This window comes from Delftia sp. NA_296.1, from assembly GCF_052692095.1.
In genome coordinates this window covers 621,516-641,724 of sequence record NZ_JBQZGF010000003.1, presented here as the reverse complement: position 1 = coordinate 641,724, position 20,209 = coordinate 621,516, and the positions used below count along the sequence as shown (strand labels likewise).

General features: G+C 65.9%; 21 protein-coding genes. 12 read left to right on the top strand and 9 right to left on the bottom strand.

Annotated elements, in window-relative coordinates:
* Positions 1-20: 20 nt before the first annotated feature.
* Genes ACUTR7_RS10805 through ACUTR7_RS10770 form a run of 8 tightly spaced genes read right to left on the bottom strand, consistent with a single transcriptional unit; the run spans position 21 to position 6,196 of the window.
* The gene (locus ACUTR7_RS10805; protein WP_445608825.1) at positions 21-998 is read right to left on the bottom strand and encodes an LpxL/LpxP family acyltransferase; all 978 of its coding nucleotides are present in this window, start codon (positions 996-998) and stop codon (positions 21-23) included.
* Positions 995-1,759, bottom strand: a complete 765-nt coding sequence (locus tag ACUTR7_RS10800) for a glycosyltransferase family 2 protein (protein ID WP_216293433.1) — start codon at positions 1,757-1,759, stop codon at positions 995-997. Before ACUTR7_RS10800 ends, ACUTR7_RS10805 begins: the two co-directional genes overlap by 4 nt.
* Positions 1,756-3,522, bottom strand: a complete 1,767-nt coding sequence (locus ACUTR7_RS10795) for an AMP-binding protein (RefSeq protein WP_216293434.1) — start codon at positions 3,520-3,522, stop codon at positions 1,756-1,758. Before ACUTR7_RS10795 ends, ACUTR7_RS10800 begins: the two co-directional genes overlap by 4 nt.
* A gap of 7 nt (positions 3,523-3,529) precedes the next feature.
* Positions 3,530-4,081, bottom strand: coding sequence for a hypothetical protein (locus tag ACUTR7_RS10790; protein ID WP_445608824.1), 552 nt, complete (start codon positions 4,079-4,081; stop codon positions 3,530-3,532).
* A 14-nt stretch (positions 4,082-4,095) separates the two neighbouring features.
* Entirely contained in the window at positions 4,096-4,356 is a 261-nt protein-coding gene (locus ACUTR7_RS10785) for an acyl carrier protein (protein ID WP_017406831.1), read from the bottom strand.
* A 38-nt stretch (positions 4,357-4,394) separates the two neighbouring features.
* Positions 4,395-4,655 carry a phosphopantetheine-binding protein gene (locus ACUTR7_RS10780; RefSeq protein WP_128422704.1) on the bottom strand — a complete coding sequence of 87 codons (261 nt, stop codon included), beginning with the start codon at positions 4,653-4,655 and terminating at the stop codon, positions 4,395-4,397.
* Positions 4,648-5,418, bottom strand: coding sequence for a lysophospholipid acyltransferase family protein (locus tag ACUTR7_RS10775; protein ID WP_445608823.1), 771 nt, complete (start codon positions 5,416-5,418; stop codon positions 4,648-4,650). Before ACUTR7_RS10775 ends, ACUTR7_RS10780 begins: the two co-directional genes overlap by 8 nt.
* Complete coding sequence (locus tag ACUTR7_RS10770; protein WP_445608850.1) at positions 5,411-6,196, bottom strand: beta-ketoacyl synthase chain length factor; 786 nt, start codon at positions 6,194-6,196, stop codon at positions 5,411-5,413. The genes ACUTR7_RS10775 and ACUTR7_RS10770 overlap by 8 nt, the downstream gene beginning before the upstream one ends.
* Positions 6,197-6,949: 753 nt before the next feature.
* Here ACUTR7_RS10770 and cysC point away from each other — a divergent pair.
* From cysC to ACUTR7_RS10750, 4 genes are all read left to right on the top strand, one after another.
* The gene (gene cysC, locus ACUTR7_RS10765; RefSeq protein WP_192367860.1) at positions 6,950-7,621 is read left to right on the top strand and encodes an adenylyl-sulfate kinase; all 672 of its coding nucleotides are present in this window, start codon (positions 6,950-6,952) and stop codon (positions 7,619-7,621) included.
* A complete protein-coding gene (locus ACUTR7_RS10760) occupies positions 7,618-8,253 on the top strand; it encodes an aspartyl/asparaginyl beta-hydroxylase domain-containing protein (protein ID WP_192367861.1) in 636 nt (211 codons plus the stop codon). Before cysC ends, ACUTR7_RS10760 begins: the two co-directional genes overlap by 4 nt.
* Positions 8,246-9,406 carry a sulfotransferase family protein gene (locus ACUTR7_RS10755; RefSeq protein WP_445608822.1) on the top strand — a complete coding sequence of 387 codons (1,161 nt, stop codon included), beginning with the start codon at positions 8,246-8,248 and terminating at the stop codon, positions 9,404-9,406. Before ACUTR7_RS10760 ends, ACUTR7_RS10755 begins: the two co-directional genes overlap by 8 nt.
* Before the next feature lie 121 nt (positions 9,407-9,527).
* Positions 9,528-9,806 carry a hypothetical protein gene (locus ACUTR7_RS10750; RefSeq protein ID WP_445608821.1) on the top strand — a complete coding sequence of 93 codons (279 nt, stop codon included), beginning with the start codon at positions 9,528-9,530 and terminating at the stop codon, positions 9,804-9,806.
* 45 nt (positions 9,807-9,851) lie between these two features.
* Here the strand turns inward: ACUTR7_RS10750 and ACUTR7_RS10745 are convergent, their stop codons facing one another.
* Positions 9,852-10,421 (bottom strand): helix-turn-helix domain-containing protein, encoded by a 570-nt coding sequence (locus ACUTR7_RS10745; RefSeq protein ID WP_013802832.1) that lies wholly within the window; start codon positions 10,419-10,421, stop codon positions 9,852-9,854.
* A 14-nt stretch (positions 10,422-10,435) separates the two neighbouring features.
* Here ACUTR7_RS10745 and ACUTR7_RS10740 point away from each other — a divergent pair, with 14 nt between their 5' ends.
* The 8 genes from ACUTR7_RS10740 to ACUTR7_RS10705 all read left to right on the top strand — a co-directional run bounded on the left by ACUTR7_RS10740 (position 10,436) and on the right by ACUTR7_RS10705 (position 20,206).
* Complete coding sequence (locus tag ACUTR7_RS10740) at positions 10,436-11,338, top strand: DMT family transporter (protein ID WP_013802833.1); 903 nt, start codon at positions 10,436-10,438, stop codon at positions 11,336-11,338.
* A gap of 976 nt (positions 11,339-12,314) precedes the next feature.
* On the top strand, positions 12,315-13,772 hold the full coding sequence (locus ACUTR7_RS10735; RefSeq protein ID WP_445608820.1) for a hypothetical protein: 1,458 nt from the start codon (positions 12,315-12,317) through the stop codon (positions 13,770-13,772).
* A 182-nt stretch (positions 13,773-13,954) separates the two neighbouring features.
* Entirely contained in the window at positions 13,955-14,686 is a 732-nt protein-coding gene (locus ACUTR7_RS10730) for a type 1 glutamine amidotransferase (RefSeq protein WP_445608819.1), read from the top strand.
* Positions 14,687-14,796: 110 nt separating this feature from the next.
* Positions 14,797-15,606 carry a DeoR/GlpR family DNA-binding transcription regulator gene (locus tag ACUTR7_RS10725; RefSeq protein WP_445608818.1) on the top strand — a complete coding sequence of 270 codons (810 nt, stop codon included), beginning with the start codon at positions 14,797-14,799 and terminating at the stop codon, positions 15,604-15,606.
* A 33-nt stretch (positions 15,607-15,639) separates the two neighbouring features.
* On the top strand, positions 15,640-16,566 hold the full coding sequence (locus ACUTR7_RS10720; RefSeq protein WP_445608817.1) for a substrate-binding domain-containing protein: 927 nt from the start codon (positions 15,640-15,642) through the stop codon (positions 16,564-16,566).
* 20 nt (positions 16,567-16,586) lie between these two features.
* Complete coding sequence (locus ACUTR7_RS10715; RefSeq protein ID WP_445608816.1) at positions 16,587-18,143, top strand: sugar ABC transporter ATP-binding protein; 1,557 nt, start codon at positions 16,587-16,589, stop codon at positions 18,141-18,143.
* Positions 18,140-19,177 carry an ABC transporter permease gene (locus tag ACUTR7_RS10710; RefSeq protein WP_445608815.1) on the top strand — a complete coding sequence of 346 codons (1,038 nt, stop codon included), beginning with the start codon at positions 18,140-18,142 and terminating at the stop codon, positions 19,175-19,177. Before ACUTR7_RS10715 ends, ACUTR7_RS10710 begins: the two co-directional genes overlap by 4 nt.
* 60 nt (positions 19,178-19,237) lie before the next feature.
* Entirely contained in the window at positions 19,238-20,206 is a 969-nt protein-coding gene (locus ACUTR7_RS10705) for a tagatose kinase (RefSeq protein WP_445608814.1), read from the top strand.
* Positions 20,207-20,209 lie beyond the last annotated feature (3 nt).

Genomic DNA, 20,209 nt, shown 5'->3' with positions numbered 1-20,209 from the left:
GGCTCCGCGTGAAGGGCAAATTACCCATGGTTGAGAGGATGCGTGGGTGCAGGTGCAGGCATGCCCTGCTCCCAGAACGGGAAGAAGTTGAACCAGTCATAAGGCGCCTTGCACAGCAGGCGTTCAAGCTGCTGGGCGTAAAGCCGGGCATAGCCGGCCAGCGCCTGCGCGCGCCGCGCACGCGGCAGTTCAACCTGGGCGGCAAGCGGCACGAACTCGACGGCATAGCCCCGCCCCTCATGCACGCAGCCCATGAAATACAGCGGGCACTTGAGCAGGGCAGACAGGATGTAGGGCCCGCAGGGGAAGGCGGCTTCATGGCCCAGAAACAGGGCCTGCGTGGTCTTGCTCTCATGCACAGGAACGCGGTCACCGGCAATGGCGATGAACTCCCCGCGCGCCACGCGGTCGGCCAGTGCCATGGCGGTGGCCATGTTGAAGTCCAAGACCTGCAGCAACTGCACCCCGCTGTCCGGCGCCATGCGGCGCAGCAGGCGGTTGAAGCGCTCGGCATGCCGGGTATGCACCAGGATGGTCAGTTGCAGGCCAGGGCATTGCCGGGCCAGGGTCTGGCACAGCTCGACGCAGCCCATGTGCGCGGTCACCAGCACGGCCCCTTGCCCGCGGGCCATCAGGTCCAACAAGGGCTGTTGCCCCTCCAAACGCACATGCTCGGTGCAGTAGCTGTTCGTTACGGCAAGCAGCTTGTCCAGGATCACCTGGGCAAAGACACCAAAGTGCCGCAGGCCGTGCACCCAGCCCGGCCCGCGCGGCCACAGGCCATGCGCGTGTTGCAGGCGCTGCAGGTACTGCAGGGACGCGCGCCGCGCCACCGGGCGCGTGAGCCAGTAGTAGCCGACGACCGGATACAGGCACAGCAAAAAGGGCCAGCGGCCCAGCCAGCGGTGAAGCTGGTAGAGCAGCCACATGCCGCCCACGCAGGTGCTTTCACCGATCTGCGCCCAGTGGTGCGGGCTGCGTGTGGAAGGCCCGCTCATGACGCCCCCCGCGTTCGCAGTCGGCGCGCCAACAGTTGCGGGCTGCGCAGCAGCATGCCACCGAACAGGCGCGCGTGCATGCCGGAGATCCGAAGGTTGTCGCTCCAGACCCTGAAGTGCGACAGCCCATCGGCGGGATAGGTCACAGGCGTGGGCAAGGTCACGAAGGCCACGCCGCGCCAGTGCAGGTGCACCAGCACTTCGGTGTCGAATTCCATGCGCCGACCCATGCGGGTGCGGTCCAGCACCGCCACCGTGGTCTTCAGCGGATACACGCGGTAGCCGCACATGGAATCGCGAATGTCCAACGACAAGGTGTTGATCCACACCCACACATGGGTGAGGTACCGGCCATAAAGACGCGCCTTGGGCACGCTGGCGTCATAGGCGGGTGCCCCGCAGACCATGCTCCCCGGGTGGGCACGGGCCAGCGCCAGGAAGGCGGGAATGTCACTGACGGCGTGCTGGCCATCGGCATCGATCTGCAGCGCATGCGTGCAGCCCTGGGCCAGCGCGGCGCGCAGGCCGGCCATCACGGCGGCACCCTTGCCCTGGTTGCTTGCCAGGCGCAGCACCTGGACCTGCCCTGCGTGCTGCGCTGCCAGCGCATCCAGCACGGCGGCGCAGCGCGGCTCCGAGCCGTCGTCCACCAGCAGGCACGGCAGGCCGGCGTGCAGGCAGCCCCGGACCATCACGCCCACCGTGTCGGGGTGGTTGTAGACGGGGATCAGGGCCGTGGGACGAAAGTCCAGCGCCCTCATGGCCTGCGCTCCAGCAGGCGGCCACTGGCATGCACGCCCCGCGCGGAACTCAATTCGAACTGCAGGCAGCCTTTCTCGGGCTGCCACTGCAGCTGCATCTGCACCGTATCGCCGGGCAGGATGGGCTGCTGGAATTTGAGCAGTTGCGCGTCGGCAAATCCGTGCTCCAGACCGAAGGCCTGGCTCGCCAGGCTCACCACCCAATGCAGTTGCGCCACGCCGGGCACCAGGGATGCCTCGGGAAAATGCCCCTCCAGCACGCGCAGCCGGGGCTGCACCAGCAGTTGCGCCGTGGCGCGCTGCGCGCTGCGCTCCTGCCATGCCGGCAAGGGAATCACGGGATTGAACAAGGTCAGCAGGCTGTGATGCGTAGTCTTTCCCTGCGCATTCATGGGCATGCGCTCCACATAACGCCAGTGGCGCGGCAAGGCCACGCGGTCCACGCAGGGTTGCAGCAGCGAGCGCAGCGCCTGACCCATGCCGCGACGGCCCTGCTGCTGCAACGCCTGCCAGCCCGCTTCGCACAGCTCCACCACCATGCCCACGCGCTGCGGCGCACCGCCAGCGATGCCGCTGGCGCCGGAAGGCTGCTCCAGCACCACGGCCCTGGCCTGCCGGACTCCACCATGGGTTTCCAGAACACGCTCCATGGCGGTCAGAGACACCCTTTTTTCGGCAATCTTCACAATGCGGTCTGCACGCCCCTGCAGCACGAAGCCCAGGCCGTCGGTGCCGGGCAAGGCACGGTCGGCCGTCTCCCACCAAAGCTGCGCATCAGGCAGATGGCGCGAGCGCACGGCAAGAAGCCCGCTGTCCGACAGGCGCAGCTCCACGCCAGGCAGGGCCTGCCAGGATTCGCCGTGTTCTGCGCGGCGGCGCCAGGCGATACCGCCCGTTTCAGAGCTGCCGAAGACTTCGGTGGGCGAATGGCCCAGCAGTTGCAGCGTGTGCTGCGCGGCGCTCTCGGCCAGTGGGCCGCCGGAGGAAAACACGCCGCCCAGCCGCTCCATCGCCTGCGACCAGTCCAGGTGCGCCGGCAAGCGGCCGAGCATGGCGGGGCTCGATACCAGCAGGCTGCGCGGCGCCTGCTGCAGTGGCTGCACCAGATCCTCGGGATAGTGCGCCAGATGCGTGCCCATGGCGCGGCCAGCCGCCAGCGGCCACAGAATGCGGAACAGCAGGCCGTAGATGTGATGGTGCGCGACGGTGGAGAGCACCTGCACGTGCGGCACCTGCGCCATGCCGACACCGAACACGGCCTGCAGGGCCTGCACTTCGGCATCCAGCTGCGACAGCCGCTTTTCAATGCGCTCGGGCACCCCCGTGGAGCCGGAAGTGAACAGCACGACGCGCGCCTTGTGCATGTCCAGGGGCTGCAGTACCACGCCGTCCGCGCCAGCGGCATCAGGCACCAGGGCCTGGGGCAACTCGCCCGCGCAGGCCGCCACCTGGGGCAGCAGCGCCGACAGCGTGTGCGCATGCAGGTCACTGGCCAGCACCGGCGTCTTGCCCGCGTGCCAGGCACCCCATAGCGCAGCGGCAAAGGTCAGCGGATTGCCGCAGTACAAGGCCACTTCCACCCCTTGCACACGCTGGAAGGCCGCGCACCACGCCCGGACAGCATCGACCCATTGCGCGTGCGTGACCGCCGCATCCTGCGGCCTTGCCACCACATGCCCTGCGTCCCTGGACTGCGGCAGTGCCACCTGCGCCAATGCCACCCATGCCAGTGCCAGACCCTGTTCGCTCTTTGTGGCCGTCATCCTTGCCTCACACATATCCATGGCGCCTGCGCACACGCTGGCGCACCAGCCACTCCACCGCCATCAGCAGCCCCATGGCCCCATAGGCGATCAAACCGTTGTACAAGGCCCAGGCCTCGTCGCTGCCATACAGGGCCGTACCGGCAGCCACCGCGCCATTGCAGACAAAGAAGACGCACCAAACGGCCGTCACCCGGGCGGTGTAGCGCACGGCCGGCGCAGGCAGATCGGGCTGCCGCAGCCGGGCCAGGCGCTCCACCACCGACGGCGGAAACCACAGGCTCCAACCAAAGCCGGCCAGCAGCACGGCATTGACCAGCACCGGATAGAACTTGAGCGCCAGGCCATCGCCCTGCCACCACGAGACGACAGACAGCACCGCCGCCCCCGCAGCGACCACCCACCAAAATCCTTCGCGGCTGCTGCAGGCACGCGCCAGCGCCAGCACCACCAATGCGGCGGCAATCCAGTGCGCAGCCACACGCCCCAACGCGGCATAGACGGCCAGCGGATAGAGCACCGTGGCCAGCAGCACAAGGCCTGTCGCGGTTTTGCGCATGGCAGGCGTGTTCCTCAGGCGACAGCGCTGTCTTCTTGCATCAGCTGATGCAGCGCATCGACCACGTCCTGGATGGTGCGCACCGACTTGAAGGCCTCGGCATTGAGCCGCCTGCCGACCAGAGGCTTCAGTTGGACGATCAGATCCACGGCATCAATGCTGTCGATGTCCAGGTCGTCATGGAGCCGGGCTTCGGGCGTGATGCGCTCCGCCTCGATATCGAAGGTTTCCGTCAGGATTTCGACGATGCGTTCGTAGATGGTTTCTTTGTTCATGAAAATGTCTTTGCTGCGGTCTGCGCGGAGGGCCGCACTCAGTGCGTGCGCTGGGCCGCCACGAAGGCAGCAAGCGCCTGGACGCTGCGGAAATGCTGGCGCGTCTGTTCCGAGTCCCCGGACAGGCTCACGCCGAAACGCTTTTGCAGCGCCAGGCCCAGCTCCAGCGCATCGATAGAGTCCAGCCCCAGGCCCTCGACAAACAGGGGCTCGCCCGCATCGATCTGCTGCGGCGTGATGTCCTCCAGCGCCAGGGACTCGATGATGAGTTCTTTGATTTCTTGCTCAAGCTCAGGCACGGGACGGTTCCTTGAATAGTTGTGTGGACAGGTGGTCCGTGACATGTCGAGCCGCCACGGAGTCGCTGGCCGCCCCTTGGCAAAAGGCCTCGATACCGATGTCGTCACGAACTTCGATGAAAAAGTGGGGCTTGCGCGGCGGCACCTGCCACCACGGCGCGCCCTTGGTCAGCATGGGCACGCTGCAGTGGATATGCACCGGCGTGATATCGACGCAGCCCTTCACCGCCACATGGGCTGCGCCGCGCTGCAGCCGGACCTGGCCATGCAGCGGTGTGCGCGTGCCTTCGGGAAAGATGATCAGGTTGTTGCCGGATGCCAGAGAGCGCAGGCAGTCCTTCAGCAGGCCCTCGCCACGGCTGTTGGCAATGAAGCCGGCCGCCCGGATGGGGCCGCGCGTGAAAGGGTTGCCCGCCAGCGCCGCCTTGACGATGCAATCGGCATGGCGAACGAAGGAGATCAGGAACACCACGTCGATCAGCGACGGGTGATTGGCAAGAATCAGCAGGCCGCGCCGCTGCAGACGTTCACGGCCGCGCACTTCATAGGACAGCACGCCGACGCCCGTCATCAGGGCCACGAACCAGCGCAGGCTGTGATGAATCACCGACTGGGCAGCCAGCTGGCGCGACTGCGGCTGGCGGATGGCCAGCAGCAAGGCCGGATAGACTACGCAGCGCACCACCAGCCCACCCAGGCCGAACACGGCAAAGCACAGGCCGGTGGCCGCCAGGCGCCACTGACGATTGAGCCACTCAGCCATGAGCTCGCTCCCATCGCCATCCGCCTGCACCACGGCGCTGTGCCGGGCGCTGCGGGCCTGCCAGGGATGCCTGGCCGTCGTGCAACAGAAACTGCAACACCTGCAACCCGTGCGGCAAATGCTGCAAATGCGGCGCGCGGGCCGGCTCCGGCTGCGCGGCGTCCATCCCGGGCTGCCTGCTCAACAGGAACCCGGACTCTCCGGGTGCTGCCCATTGCAGCAAGACCGCCCAGGCGAATATCACCTGGGGCTCTGTATGAAAGCAGTCATACGGAGCAGGCAGTGGCGCGTCGTAACAGACCAGCATGACTTGCGGCGCGCCTTCGTGCAGCAGACCCAATGCTTCCACCATGCCCGCCTCCGGCGCGCAATCGGTGGATGCCACGCACAGTGCATTGGCACGCATGCCTCGCAAAATGGAATGCTGGGCACCAATGCCGTTATGCACCGCCAGGCCGAATGCCGTGGGAGACACCGCCTCCCCCAGCGCCTGCGCCTGCAGCAGGGCAAGCGACTTTTCAGCATCGCCATAGCGCGAGGCCCAGACCACGGGCAGGTCAGCCAATGCAGCCTGCGCCGCAACGGTATCGGCGGGAACAACGGCACATCTGGCCAATGGGCCGAGGCGCCTGCGGGCGATTGGGGGGATATGGGCAAGATCCGGGCGGACCTCACCCTGTGGCAAGACGGGCTGCCTTGCCCACTGCCGCCACTGGACAGGTTCCTGCAGTCCGGGCGCAAGCGCAGACCACGCCCGAATCGCAAAAACGCGGCGCACGAAAATCTCCCCCCGATGCCTATGTTTGAATGTCACGCCCAGTAGCTACTGGCCGCTGGCTTTAAAAAAACGATGCATTGTAGCTATCGAGGATAAAAAAATTCCTGTATCTGTTATTTAAATTTGTTACTTGATGCATATTGACAACAGTGACGCGACCATGATAGCCACCAACAGCTGATCAGTGCTTCGCCTGGAGGCGGCGCCTTCCCTCTGCGCCGGAACCGTGCAGCCTCTCCCTTTCAAAGTCAGCCCCGAGCAGCCCCCTCCTCCCCCTTCAGGCATGCGGGACAGCGCCGGGCGCCGGACATCTGGAATCTGCAGCCAGTACCTGGTTTCAGTGATATGTCGCGCATATGCATTGAACAGGTTGTCCAACCATTCGCATCAGACGCAGATTTCTCTGTCTTATATTCTCAATTCGCACAATGCTATTGATAACAAGAAATCAATCACTTACCAAAAACCGACAGCAGCATGTTCAATCGACATAATCAACGACTATTGCAAATGAATTATCAAGAATCATGAAAAATATAAGCATTTACTGATGATCACCAAAAGCACATCTCTTGTCCGCCATCCTCCTCTGAAGAAGAAAATATATGACCAATGAAAGCGCTTGAATCCGGCCACACAACGAAAAACCGCTTCAGCAATTTCTTCTTGAAAACTTCTTACAATCCACCGATATTCCCGCCTACCTGATGCGCTCAGCATCCACTCCAGGCCTTTCCTTCCCGTATTGAATCCATGCTGTTTTCCGGCCAGAATCCGCCGCCCGACATACATGACCAACTGTCTTCCGTTTCAAGGCAAGACCGGGAGATACTGCATGGTCATAAAGCGGTTGCGATATGGCTGACCGGACTTTCGGGGTCCGGCAAATCGACCATCGCCAATGCGCTGCAGGCGCATCTGCACGCGGCGGGCCAGCGTACCTATGTGCTGGACGGAGACAACATCCGCAGCCGGCTGAACCGCGATCTGGGCTTTTCCGAAAAAGACCGGGCGGAGAACATCCGCAGGGTCTCGGAGGTCGCCCGGCTTTTCGTGGATGCGGGCACGATCGTGATCGCGGCCTTCATTTCCCCTTTCCGTAGCGAGCGCGACACTGCCAGGGCCTTGTTCGACAAGGGTGACTTCCTGGAGGTGTTCGTGGATGTTCCCCTGTCCGTTGCCGAGCGGCGGGATCCCAAGGGCCTGTACAGAAAAGCGCGCCGCGGCGAACTGCGTCAGTTCACCGGAATCGACTCGCCCTATGAACCTCCTGTGGCAGCGGAGCTGACCCTGCGCACGGACCAGCTCAGCGTGGCCGCATGTGTTTCGCGCCTGCAGGCGTTGCTGACGGCGCCGGGCACGCCCGTCCAGGGCATGGCGCCGCTGATGACCTGCCCCCTGCCACTGGCCAAGGCGCTGCAATGAATGCCAGGCCCGCCCTGCCCTGCGCGCATGAAGACGCCTGTGCCGGCACGCCCCTGTTTGCGCGGCTTGATGCCAGGGTTGCGCTGCAGGCGCTGCGCGACGAGGTGGATGCGCTGCTGTCCTCGCCATGGTGCGACCACGTGAACCACGGCGGCTACGAAGGCGTATGGCGTGTGATGCCGCTGCGCTGCCAGCGCCAGCATGTGGCGGCCCACCCCATTCTCCAGAGCTTCTCCATCGAGGACCCCGAGGAGGATTGGGAGGACCTGCCCCTGCTGCAACACTGCCCCGCCATACGCCAGGTGCTGGAGCAACTGCAGTGCCCGCTGCGCTCTGTGCGCCTGATGCAGCTGAAGGCCGGCTCATCCATCAAGCCCCATCGCGACCGTGGGCTGGGCCTGGCGCATGGCCAGGCTCGGCTGCATGTGCCCGTGCACACACATCCCGATGTGCAGTTCATCGTGGAAGGCCGCACGATCCCCATGGCCGCAGGGGAGCTCTGGTATTTCAATGCCGATGCCACGCATGAAGTGGTGAACCGGGGCACCCGGGACCGCACCCACCTGGTCATCGACTGCCTTGCCAACGCCTGGCTGGCAGACAGCATCGGCAAGGGACACGCCCATGCATGAGCTGCAGGCGGCCTTTGCCGAACTGATCGCAAGCCCCCGGCAGCACACCCTGTTCCAGCAGGCCAGGAGCATGGAGTCGCTACTGGTGCAGCTGCGCCTGCTGTGGTGTCTTCCCGCCTGGAACGATGGCCGGCTCATGCAGGCGCTGCAGCAGTTGAACCAGGCGGCCGCCGTGCCAACTGCCGCACTGCTGGCCGGTGGCTGGCTGCCACACAGGTATGAGGCACGCACGCGCAGCATTCTTTGGTGCCTGCCGGACGGCGCTGCCACCGAGCCGTTTCATGACGAGTACATCAGCCGCTGCCTGCAGCGCAGGCTGCTGAACCAGTTCATCCGGCCGCGCACGCCGCTGGCCGGCCTGTGCGCGGAATCCCTTCCCAGGCCTGGGGGCCATCCGCCTGCCGGCTTCATCTTCCACCTCTCGCGCTGCGGCTCCACCCTGGTCTCGGGCTGCCTTTCCGAACTGGACGGCACGCTGGTCCTGTCGGAGCCACCTGTGTTCACCGAGTTGCTGCTGGACAGCTCGCTGGACCGGGCGCAAAAGCGCGATGGCATTGCCGGCCTGGTGTCGGCCATCACCGCGGCCGTGCCGGGGCGTCGCAACCTGGTGGTCAAGTGGAATGCCTGGGACATTTTCCAGTGGGAGCTGCTGCACGATCTCTACCCCGAGGTGCCCGGCCTGATGCTGGTCCGCGATCCTGTGGAGATCCTGGCCTCACACCACAGGCAGGCCGGCCGGCACATGTCGGGCGACCCGTCGCTGGCTGGCGCCGGTCCGGTTTTCTGTTGCGGCAGTGGCAGCCAACCCTTTGTCTCCGTGCTCGACCACCGCATGCGCGTGCTGCAGGCAATGATGGAGCGGATGCGGGATCTGCACGAAAGCCAGGGCGTTCCTGTGCTGCACTATCGCCAGCTGGATGCCGAAGCCATGGAGCAGATAGCCCGGCGCTTCGACCTGCATGCAGGCGAGGCGGCGCGCCAGCGCATCGCCGCACGCCTTCGCCAGCATGCCAAGGCACTGGACCAGCGCTTCGAGCCTGACGGGCGGGACAAGGCGGCCGTCTTTGGCGAAAGCGAACGCCAGCGCATCGAAGCGCGCCTGGGTCCGCTGCACGCACAGCTGCTGCGGCGCGCACAACCCGTGAACGAATAGGCCGCGCCAAAGATCAGCGCCAGCAGCACATGGACAGCGCCCACGATGTGCCAGCCCCGGAAAAAACGGCGAGTCGATCTTCGGCTTTGCCCGTTCCTTTGATTTGCGCAGCACAGATCCTTTGGTAGTCCGCGCTGTGTATGAACAGCTTCAGGGAGAACTGCTCAGCTACCAAAAGAGCTTCCCTGTCCGCGCACCCGACCGGCTTGAGGAAGAACTCGGTTTGGACGGTGATGATCTGGACATGAGCGTTGCGCCAGCCATTGCACGCCGCTCGGGCAGGTCACTGGAAGGCGCGCAATCCAATCCCCATTACGGCCGCGTCATGACAGCGTCCGACCTTGTGTATTTCTTCAACTGCCAGTCTGAAGCGGCACCGCAGCCCACCGCATTTCACTGACGACAGTGCCTTGCCCAGAGCACGGCACAGACCGCTGCAACGCCCTCACGAAATCACATTCCGGATGAACCGCGTCACGCCTTCGTGCAGGTTCACATAGGCGTAGTCCTGGGCGCTGCCGTAGATGGCATAGTCGCCGGCCTCGATGGTCATGGGGCCTTCGCTCAGGTCCACCAGCAGGCGGCCTTCGACCACGACGATCATTTCGTGCCAGCCTTCCGGGTCGGGTTGGGCCTGGTAGCGTTCGCCGGGGCCCAGGGACCAGGACCACAGCTGGGCCTCGCGCGTGGCAGGCACGCTGCCCAGCAGCATGGCCTGGCTTTCGGGCCGGGTGCCGCGCCAGGCCATGGCGTCCATGCGCAGGCGCTGCGCGGCCGGGTCGCTGACGATTTCTATGAAGCTGGCGCCCAGCGCGTCGGCCAGCCGATCCAGGCTGGACAGGCTGATGTTGGTGTCGCCGCCTTCCAGCTGCACGACCATGCGCCGGCTCAGGCCTGCGGCCTCGGCGAGGGCCGCCTGGCTCAGTCCTGCACGCTGGCGCAGGCGGCGCAGGTTTTCGCTGACAAAAGCCAGGACATCGGAGCGCTCGCCAGCGCTGTGCAATATATTTCTCATATGATCTGCGCAATATGTTGCACACGTCATCTTCTCACAGTTCGCGCACGCCACTGCTCAGCCGGCAGGAGCTGGCCCTGATCGCCGTCACCATGGTCTGGGGCGGCACCTTTCTCGTGGTCCACCTGGCCATGCAGCACAGCGGGCCGCTGTTCTTTGTGGGCCTGCGCTTTGTCACGGCGGGTTTGATCGGGCTGCTGGTGTTTCGCAAGGCCATGGCCGGGCTCACGCGCACCGAGCTGGTGGCAGGCATCGCCATCGGCGCCAGCATCTTCCTGGGCTATGGCCTGCAGACCTTCGGGCTGCAGACCATCAGCAGCAGCAAGTCGGCGTTTCTGACGGCGCTGTATGTGCCGCTGGTGCCTCTTGTGCAATGGCTGGTGATGGGCAAGCCGCCGCGATTGATGAGCTGGATAGGCATCGGCCTGGCCTTCACGGGCCTGATGCTGGTGGCGGGACCGGAGTCCGGCGGCATGGAGTTGAACGTGGGCGAGATGGCAACCATGCTGAGCACGCTGGCCATTGCGGCCGAGGTGCTGCTGATCGGGCATTTCGCGGGCAAGGTCGATGCGCGGCGCGTGACTACGGTGCAGTTGCTGGCGGCCGGCGTCATGGCGCTGCTGGCCATGCCGGTGGCGGGCGAGTCCGTGCCCGATTTCTCCTGGGTCTGGCTGTCCGCCGCGGTGGCCATGGCCTGCGCCAGCATCCTGATCCAGCTGACCATGAACTGGGCCCAGAAGTCCCTGTCGCCCACGCGTGCGACCGTGATCTATGCCAGCGAGCCGGTCTGGGCCGGCATCGTGGGACGCATGGCCGGCGACCGGCTGCCGGGGCTGGCCATCCTGGGGGCCGCGCTGATCGTGGGCGGCGTGCTGGTCAGCGAGTTGCGCCTGGGCAGGCAAACACCCAAGCCGTAACGCACCCCGGCTGCGGCCCCTTGCGTGCTGGGCCGCACCTGTCCAACCCTGCGGCAAGGCCACAGGCGAATTGCTGCGTAGGACAAATTGCGGGGGCATGCCAAGCGCCTCGAAAACCCGGCCAGGACACTTCTCAGAAGCTCTTGAAAAACGGTATTTTCATAATCAATCAGAAACATCCGAGATCAAATAAGCTATTCCTAGGATAAATCCCATTTCCTCAATAATCCTAGGACGACTCTGAAAATCCGATTTTCATCAAAAAGATCATTACAAAACGCAATCAACCCTTTAGATTCCGCTTTTGAAAACAGGCAAGCCATTCATCGGCTTGATGGTCATTCAATTCAGGAACTCATGAAAGGGCGATGGCATGCAAAAGCGTGGCGCGGGAAATCGACGGAAATTGGCCGGCTTTACGGCGGCAATGGCAGTCAGCTGCACAATCGTTTTTGGGACAGGTGGCACCGCATGGGCCGCCTCGGCAGGGGAAGGTCGCGGCTATGCGCTGGAAGTGAAGGCCGGCGTTTCATTGGTAGACCTCGGGCTGGATATCCCGCTGGTAGATACCGGACTGCAGAGTGCGCCGCCGGCGTTCAATGTCTCCGGGAAAATGCTTGCTGCAGACATCGGGGGCGCCACCAACAGCTTGATTTCATTGAAGGCGGGTGTGCTCTCGGCAAGCACCGGGAGCTCGCTGGCGCAAAACCGCGTCGAAACAACCGCAGGCATCAGTGACATCAACCTGTCCATCGCTGGCGTCGTGGCCATCAAGGCTGATGTGCTGCAGTCCCAAGTGCATGCAACCTGCGTCAATGGCGCCATCCAACCCACCGGGGCCGCGACCATCGAGAACCTGAGCATCTCCGTGCTCGGTATCCCTGTCCCAATTCCACTGAATCTACCCCCCAATACCGGACTGAATACCGGAATCCTGGAAATCGTTTTCAATGAGCAAACTCCCGTGGATGGGGGAATGGAAGTCAATGCCCTGCGCATTGGCGCGAAAATACCCACCCTCGCCGACGTCAACCTCGTCTTGGGCCATTCGCAAGCCTCGCTTGCCGACTGCACGGCAGCGCAAGGAGATACCACGCCACCTGAGGTAGACATCACCACGTCCCCGGTGATCAATACAGGCAACCAGGAGGCCTACATCGTCGCAGGCAGTTGCACCGCGGGCGATGGCCATGTGAAGGTGACCATCGGCACGGCCCCGAAGTTCGTGACCATGACGACGGCCTGCAATGCAGCCGGAGCCTGGACGGCGCCCGCTGCCAATGTGGCCAGCCTGCCCCTGGGTCCGGTGGACATCACGGCCACCCAGACCGATGCGGCCGGCAACACCGGCACGCGAAGTGTCATCACCACCAAGACCACGGCCGCAGCCACGGACACGACGGCACCCGTGGTCGCGGTGGACAACGCAGCCGCGATCAATGCCGGCAATGAGCACGGCTACACCGTCTCGGGCACCTGCACGGCCGGCGATGGCGATGTCAGGGTGCGCATCGGCACGGCGCCCAACTCCGTGGAAGCCATCGCAGCGTGCAGCAGCAACGGCCAATGGACCACTGCCGCCACCGACCTGGGCGGGCTGCCTGCGGGCACGGTGCCCATCCAGGCAAGCCAGACCGATGCGGCTGGCAATACAGGGACTGCCAATGTCTCCGTCACCAAGGCAGACACCACGCTGCCTGTGGTCACAGTGGGCACCCCGCCCCAGATCAATGCCGGCAACCAGGGCGCCTACATCCTCTCTGGCACCTGCACGGTCGGCGCAGGCAGCGTCACGGTGACCATAGGCACGGCGCCCAACGCGGTGGTGGCCACTGCGCCCTGCGACAGCAATGGCGATTGGACCATCCCCGCCACCGACTTGAGCGCACTGCCTGCGGGCACGGTGGGCATCCATGTGGCTCAGACCAATGCCGCCGGCAATTCGGGCACGGCCGATGCCACGGTCACCAAGGTCGATACCACGCCGCCCACCACGCCCTCGGTCACGGTGGTGAATCCTCCCCCGATTGACGCGGGCAACCAGGGCGGCTACATCCTCTCTGGCACCTGCACGGCCGGCGGCGGCAGCGTGACGGTGACCATCGGCACGGCACCCAAGGCCGTGGTGGTGACCGTGCCCTGCGATGGCAATGGCCACTGGACCACTCCTGCCACAGACGTGAGCGGCCTGCCCAAGGGATCGGTGACCATCACGGTCACCCAGACCCAGGCGACGGGCGATGTCGACTCAAGCACTGCGACCACCACCAAGACCACGCCTGGCGCGGACGATGTCCCAGGCAGCGACTCCGTCGCAGCCATCCCCGTGGGCGGGGCCTGGGCCTCCCTGCTCCTGCTGGGCGCGGCGGCGCTGGGACTGCGCCGCCGTGGCAGGCAGGCGGGCCCGCAGCGCTCCGGGCGGCACCACGATTGACGTAGTTGCCACCATCAAAGGCGCCACGGCCGTGGCGCCTTTTTGCGTTGGACCTGCGCAAGGCATGGGGCGCCTTGATGCGGCCTTGATGGCGTTGTGCGCAAACACAATCCGCCCTTGAGGCAGCCGTCCCTAGAGTCAAGGCCTCACAACAAATGGCTTCCCGATGAAGCCGCGCCGCCATGAGACCTGTCGCCATCCTCCAGCACGAATCCGCCCAGGGCCCCGGCGTTCTGCGTGAACACCTGGAGCAGCAGTGCATTCCCTACCGACTGTTGCAGCCCGCCCTCGATGGCACAGCCCCTGTACACGCTGCCGATTACAGCGGCATCGTGGTGCTGGGCAGCAACCACAGCGTGAACGAGGGCCTGCCGTGGATGGAGGATGAACAGGCCCTGCTGGCCGATGCGCTGCGCAGCGACATCCCCGTGCTCGGCCACTGCTTTGGCGCACAGATGCTGGCGCGCGCCATGGGCGCCAGGGTCTGGCGCAACCCCTGCCCCAACATTGGCTGGAGCCGCATCTGGGTGACGGCCGCCGCCCAGCAGGTCATGGACCTGCCGCGCGAGGCGACGATCTTCCATTGGCACTACGACACCTTCGAGATCCCGCGCGGCGCCGTGCGCACCATGTACGGCAGCCACTGCCTGAACAAGGGCTTTCGCCACGGCCGGCACTGGGCCTTCCAGGGCCACATGGAAGTGACCGCCACCAGCGTGGCTGCCTGGTGCACCGAAGGCCATGACGAGTTGCTGCGCGCACGCGGCCCTGCGGCGCAGACCGAGAGCGAGATCCTGCGCCACCTGGACCTGCGCATTCCCGTGCTGAACGCCCTGGCCCACCGGACCTACCGGGCCTGGACGGCGCAGTTGCAGCGCCCGGTGGTCGTGAACCTGGGCGTGGCCAGCCGATAGCCCTCCCCGGAGCGGACGCCCCGGTGAATACCCGGGGAGCGCTTGACGTGGCGTTTGCACGCAGGGAAACTTTCGATACGAAATAAAAAACTTTCGAATCGAAAGAATCCATGCAGGACCAAGGCAACAGTTCACTCAAGCGCAGGCTGCAGATCGTGGAGCTGGCGCGCAAGACCGACGAGGTGCGGGTGGAGGCGCTGAGCGTGCTCTTCGGCGTCTCCACCGTCACCATCCGCAACGACCTGCACTACCTTGAGCAGCAAGGCTATGTGGTGCGCGCCTTCGGCAAGGCGCGCTACAACCCGGCCCTGCTCAAGACGGCCGCCGAGCTGCCCGGCGCCCCTGCCGCCGCGCAAGGCCCGGCGCAGGCGCAGGTGGCCCAGGGCGCGCTGGGCTGGATCGAGGACGACGCCTCGGTCTTCCTGGGCAGCGGCCGCATCACCCACCGCGTGCTGCCGTTGCTGGCCAGCCGCCAGGGCATTGCGCTGACGCTGCACGACCTGGCCATGGTGGCGACGGCGCGGCAGTTTCTCGATTGCGCCATCCACGTCACGGGCGGCACGCTGGCCGGCGACGAGCCCGGCCTCATCGGCCCCGGGGCAGAAGCGGGCCTGCGGGCCCGGCCGCTGGACATCTGCCTGTTCGAGATCTGCGGCATCGACGACCGCAACCGCCTGCTGTGCCGCGACCCGGGCGCGGCTCGCCTGTATTCGGCAGCCGTGGAGCACAGCACCAAGGCCGTGGCGCTGGCCCTGGATCTGGACAGCACCACGGGCGGTCACCCGGTCTGCGACATCGCCCAGATCGACGGCCTGTGCGCCCACCAGGACATGGAGCCGAGCGCCTTCGATCTGCTGGCGCACCACCGGCTGCAAGCCACCCGCAAGGCCGAGGGCCGCATCGAATTCGCCAGAACCTGAGCTTTCCACAACGACAGAGGGAGGGAGACAGCCATGGACCGCAACACGTTTCTCCGGCGCATGCTGGCCGGCGCATTCACATTCGGCCTGCCGGCCAGCCCGGCGCTTGCACAGCCGGGCCCCGGCCCCAGCCCTGCCCGCACCATCGGCGTGTCCCTGCTCACGCAGCAGCACCCGTTCTACCTGGAGCTGGCCCAGGCCATGCAGCAGGAAGCCGCGCGGCAGGGGCTGAAACTGGACCTGAGCATTGCCAACCAGGACCTGGGCAAGCAGATCTCCGATGTGGAGGACTTCGTCAGCAAGAAGGTCGATGCCATCATCCTGTCTCCCGTCGATTCCCGGGGCGTGAAGGCCGCCGTGCTCAAGGCTGCCGCCGCCCGCATTCCCGTGATCACCGTGGACATTGCCGCCAGCGGGGTCGAGGTCGCATCGCACGTGGCCACCGACAACCGCGCCGGCGGCGTGCTGGCCGGCCAGCTCATGGGCCGCGCCACGGGCGGCAAGGGCCAGATCGGCGTGCTGCACTACCCGTCCATACAGTCCGTGGTCGATCGCGTGGAGGGTTTCAAGGCCGCCATCGCCACCTTTCCCGGCATGAAGATCGTCTCCGTGCAGCCGGGCATCACGCGTGCCGAGGCCCTGGCCGCTTCGCAGAACATGCTGCAGGCCCACCCCGATCTCGCGGGCATCTTCGGATTTGGCGACGACGCGGCCCTGGCTGCACTGGCCAGCGTCAAGGGCGCAAGAAAGCTGGAGCAGGTCAAGATCGTCGGCTTTGACGGCATGGCCGAGGCGCGCGCGGCCGTGGACCGCGAACCGGCCTTCGTGGGCGTGATCCGCCAGTACCCCGACCAGCTGGGACTGCAAGCCGTGGCCATTGCCGCGCAGCTGCTGTCGGGCAAGCCGGTGGAAAAATTCCACCCCGTGCTGCCCGGCGTGTACACGGCTGCCGCCAGGTAAATGGACCTGCGGAGCCCGCCATGCCAGGCCCCACTGCACACAGCCACCCAGGCCGTGCCATGCTCGACGCCGTTGCGCCGCCCCCCATGCTCGAGGCCCAGGCGCTGGCCAAATCCTTCGGCGCCGTGCAGGCGCTCAAAAGCGTGTCCTTCCGCCTGCGCGCAGGCACGGTGCACACGCTGCTGGGCGAGAACGGGGCCGGCAAATCCACCCTGCTCAAGATCCTGGCCGGCGTGCACCGGCCCGATGGCGGCCAGCTGCTGATCGAGGGTGCCGGCACCGAGCTGGCCAGCCCCGCCGATGCGCAGCGCCACGGCATCGCCATCGTTCACCAGGAGCTGAGCCTGGCGCCCAACCTCAGCGTGACGGACAACCTCTTCGCCGCGCGGCTCCCGAAGCGGGCCGGCTGCGTGGACCGCCGCGCACTGCGCCGCGACGCCGCCGCGCTGCTGGCCCGCCTGGGCATGGACCTGGACCCCAACGCGCAGGTGGCCGAACTGTCGCTGGCCCAGCGCCAGCTGGTGGAGATCGCCAAGGCGCTGGCCCAGCCCGCGCGCATCATCATCATGGATGAACCCACGTCCTCGCTCAGCGACAGCGAGGCGCAGATTCTCTTCACCCTCATCGCCCGCCTCAAGGCCGAGGGGCGCGCCATCATCTACGTCTCGCACCGCATGGACGAGCTCATGCGCATCTCCGACGAGATCACCGTCATGCGCGATGGCAGCTCCATCTGCACCCTGGCGCGGGACGAGACCGACATCGGGGCGCTGATCGCGCTCATGGTGGGGCGCCAGATGCAGGACATCTATCCGCCGCGCGGCCCCGCCCCTGACCGCAGCACGCGCGCCCTGCTCCAGGTGCGCGGCCTGGGCCTGGCCGGGCGCTTCGAAGACATTGACTTCGAGGTCCATGCGGGCGAGATCGTGGGCTTCTTCGGGCTGGTGGGCTCGGGCCGGTCCGATGTCATGGATGCGCTGTTCGGCATGCACCGCTGCACGGGCAGCATCCTCATGCACGGCCGGCCGCTGCGCCTGCGCTCGCCGGCCGACGCCATTGGCCAGGGCATGGCCTTCGTGACCGAGAACCGCAAGGAGCAAGGCCTGGTGCTGGACCAGTCCGTGCAGCACAACATCTGCATGGTGCAGGTGCACAGCGGGCGCGGCGGCGCACTGCTCACCGACGAGGCGGCCGAGCAATCGCTGGCCCGCGCCTGCGTGCAGCGGCTGAAGATACGCGTTGCCGGCCTGCACCAGCCCGTGCGCCAGCTGTCGGGCGGCAACCAGCAAAAGATCGTGTTCGCCAAATGGCTGGCCATGCGCCCCCGGCTGCTGGTGCTGGACGAGCCCACGCGCGGCGTGGACGTGGGCGCGAAGTTCGAGATCTATGCCCTGATCCGCGAGCTGGCAGCAGCCGGCACGGCCGTCATCCTGGTGTCGTCGGAGCTGCCCGAGGCACTGGCCATGAGCGACCGCCTGCTGGTCATGCGCAACAAGCGCCTCGTCCAGAGCCTGGACACCCTTCATCTGCGCCAGGAGACCGTGATGGCGCACGCCACCGGAGCAGGACTGCCATGACCCCTTCCGAACTGAGCATCACCGCGCCTGGCTCCTCCAAAGCCTCCGACGCCGCCGAAGGCATCCCGGACAGCCAGGAAACCTGGCGAGACGGCTTGCGAGGTGGCTGGCGATCGCTGCGGCGCCACGCCGGCACCCTCATGGGCCTGGCTGCCCTGGTGCTGCTGTTCTCCCTGCTGTCGCCGGCCTTTCTGACGGGCGGCAACCTGCGCAACGTGCTGCTGCAGGTGTCCATCATCGCCATCGTGGCCTTCGGCATGACCTATGTGCTGCTGCTGGGCGAGATCGACCTCTCTGTGGGATCGGTGGTCGCACTGGCCGGCAGCGTGGCCGGCCTGATGCTGGGCCAGGGCCTGGCGCCCGCCCTGGTGCTGCCCGCCGTGCTGCTGTGCGGCCTGCTGCTGGGCGCGCTCAATGGCTCGCTGTCGGCGCTGCTGCATCTGCCGTCCTTCATCGTGACGGTGGCGACCATGGGCATCTTCCGGGGTCTGGCCTATATCGTCTCGGGCGGCATGCCGGCGCCGGTGGACAACGAGGCCTTTCTGTGGATCGGCAACGGCGAATGGCTGGGCATGCCCGTGCCCATCTGGATCCTGGCCGCACTGCTGGCCGCCAACCACTTCGTGCTGGCCCGTACCGTCTTTGGCCGCAAGACCTATCTGGCAGGCGGCAATGCCGAGGCGGCCGCCTATGCGGGCATACGGGTGGGGCGGCTCAAGATCGCCATCTTCATGCTGTCGGGGCTGATGGCGGCCGTGGGCGGCCTGCTGCTCACCTCCCGCCTGTACTCGGCCCAGCCCAACGCGGCCATGGGCTGGGAGCTGGACGCCATTGCCGCCGCCGTGCTGGGCGGCACGCGCCTGGCCGGAGGCCACGGCAGCGTTGCGGGCACCTTGATAGGGGCGCTGATGATCGGCGTCATCAACAACGGCATGAACCTGATGAGCGTGCCCTACTTCTACCAGCTCATCGTCAAGGGCAGCGTGATTCTGGTGGCCGTGTGCATCGATGTGCACAGCAGGCGCAGGCGCTGACGCATGGGCCGGCGGTGCAGCGAACGGCGCACGGGGTTTGATTCCAAAGGGAGGGAGAGCATGCAATCCATCATGACCATGGGCGAGATCCTCGTCGAAATCATGGCCGAGCGAAAAGGCCAGAGCTTTCGCGCGCCGGGGCCGCTGGCCGGGCCCTATGCCAGCGGGGCGCCCGCCATCTTCATCGACCAGGTGGCCCGGCTGGGGCATCCGGCCGCCATCATCGGCTGCGTGGGCGATGATGATTTTGGCTGGCTCAACATCGACCGCCTGCGCCGCGACGGCGTGGACACCAGCGCCATCGCCGTGTGCAAGGGCGTCGTCACGGGCAGCGCCTTCGTCACCTACCGCGACAGCGGCGAGCGCGACTTCATCTTCAACATCACCAACAGTGCCTCGGCACAGCTGCAGCCCGAGCAGGTCAACCAGGCCGTGCTCAAGGACTGCGCGCACTTCCATGTCATGGGCTCGTCGCTGTTCTCGTTTCGCATCATCGATGCCATGAAGAAAGCCATCGAGATCGTCAAGGCCCAGGGGGGCACCGTGTCCTTCGATCCGAATGTGCGCAAGGAGATGCTGCGCATCCCCGAAATGCGCGAAGCCCTGGCCTACATCCTGGAGTTCACCGACATCTTCCTGCCCAGCGGCCACGAGGTCACGCAGCTGGCCCGCTCGGCCGACGAGGCCGGCGCCATCGCCGAGATCTTCGCGCGCGGCGTGCGCGAAATCGTGGTCAAGCGCGGCGCCGACGGCTGCAGCTACTTCAGTGCCGACGAGCGCATCGACCTCGACGCCCTTGCCGTGGACGTGGCCGACCCCACGGGTGCGGGCGACTGCTTCGGCGCCACCTTCATCGCCTGCCGGCGCATGGGCAAGACCGCGCTGCAATCGCTGCGCTACGCCAATGCGGCCGGCGCTCTGGCCGTCTCCAGCAAGGGGCCGATGGAGGGCACATCCGGCTTTGCGGGGCTCGACGCGCTGCTGGCACAACAGCCGCAGCACCTGCGGCACGCGGTGATGGAGGGCTGAAAC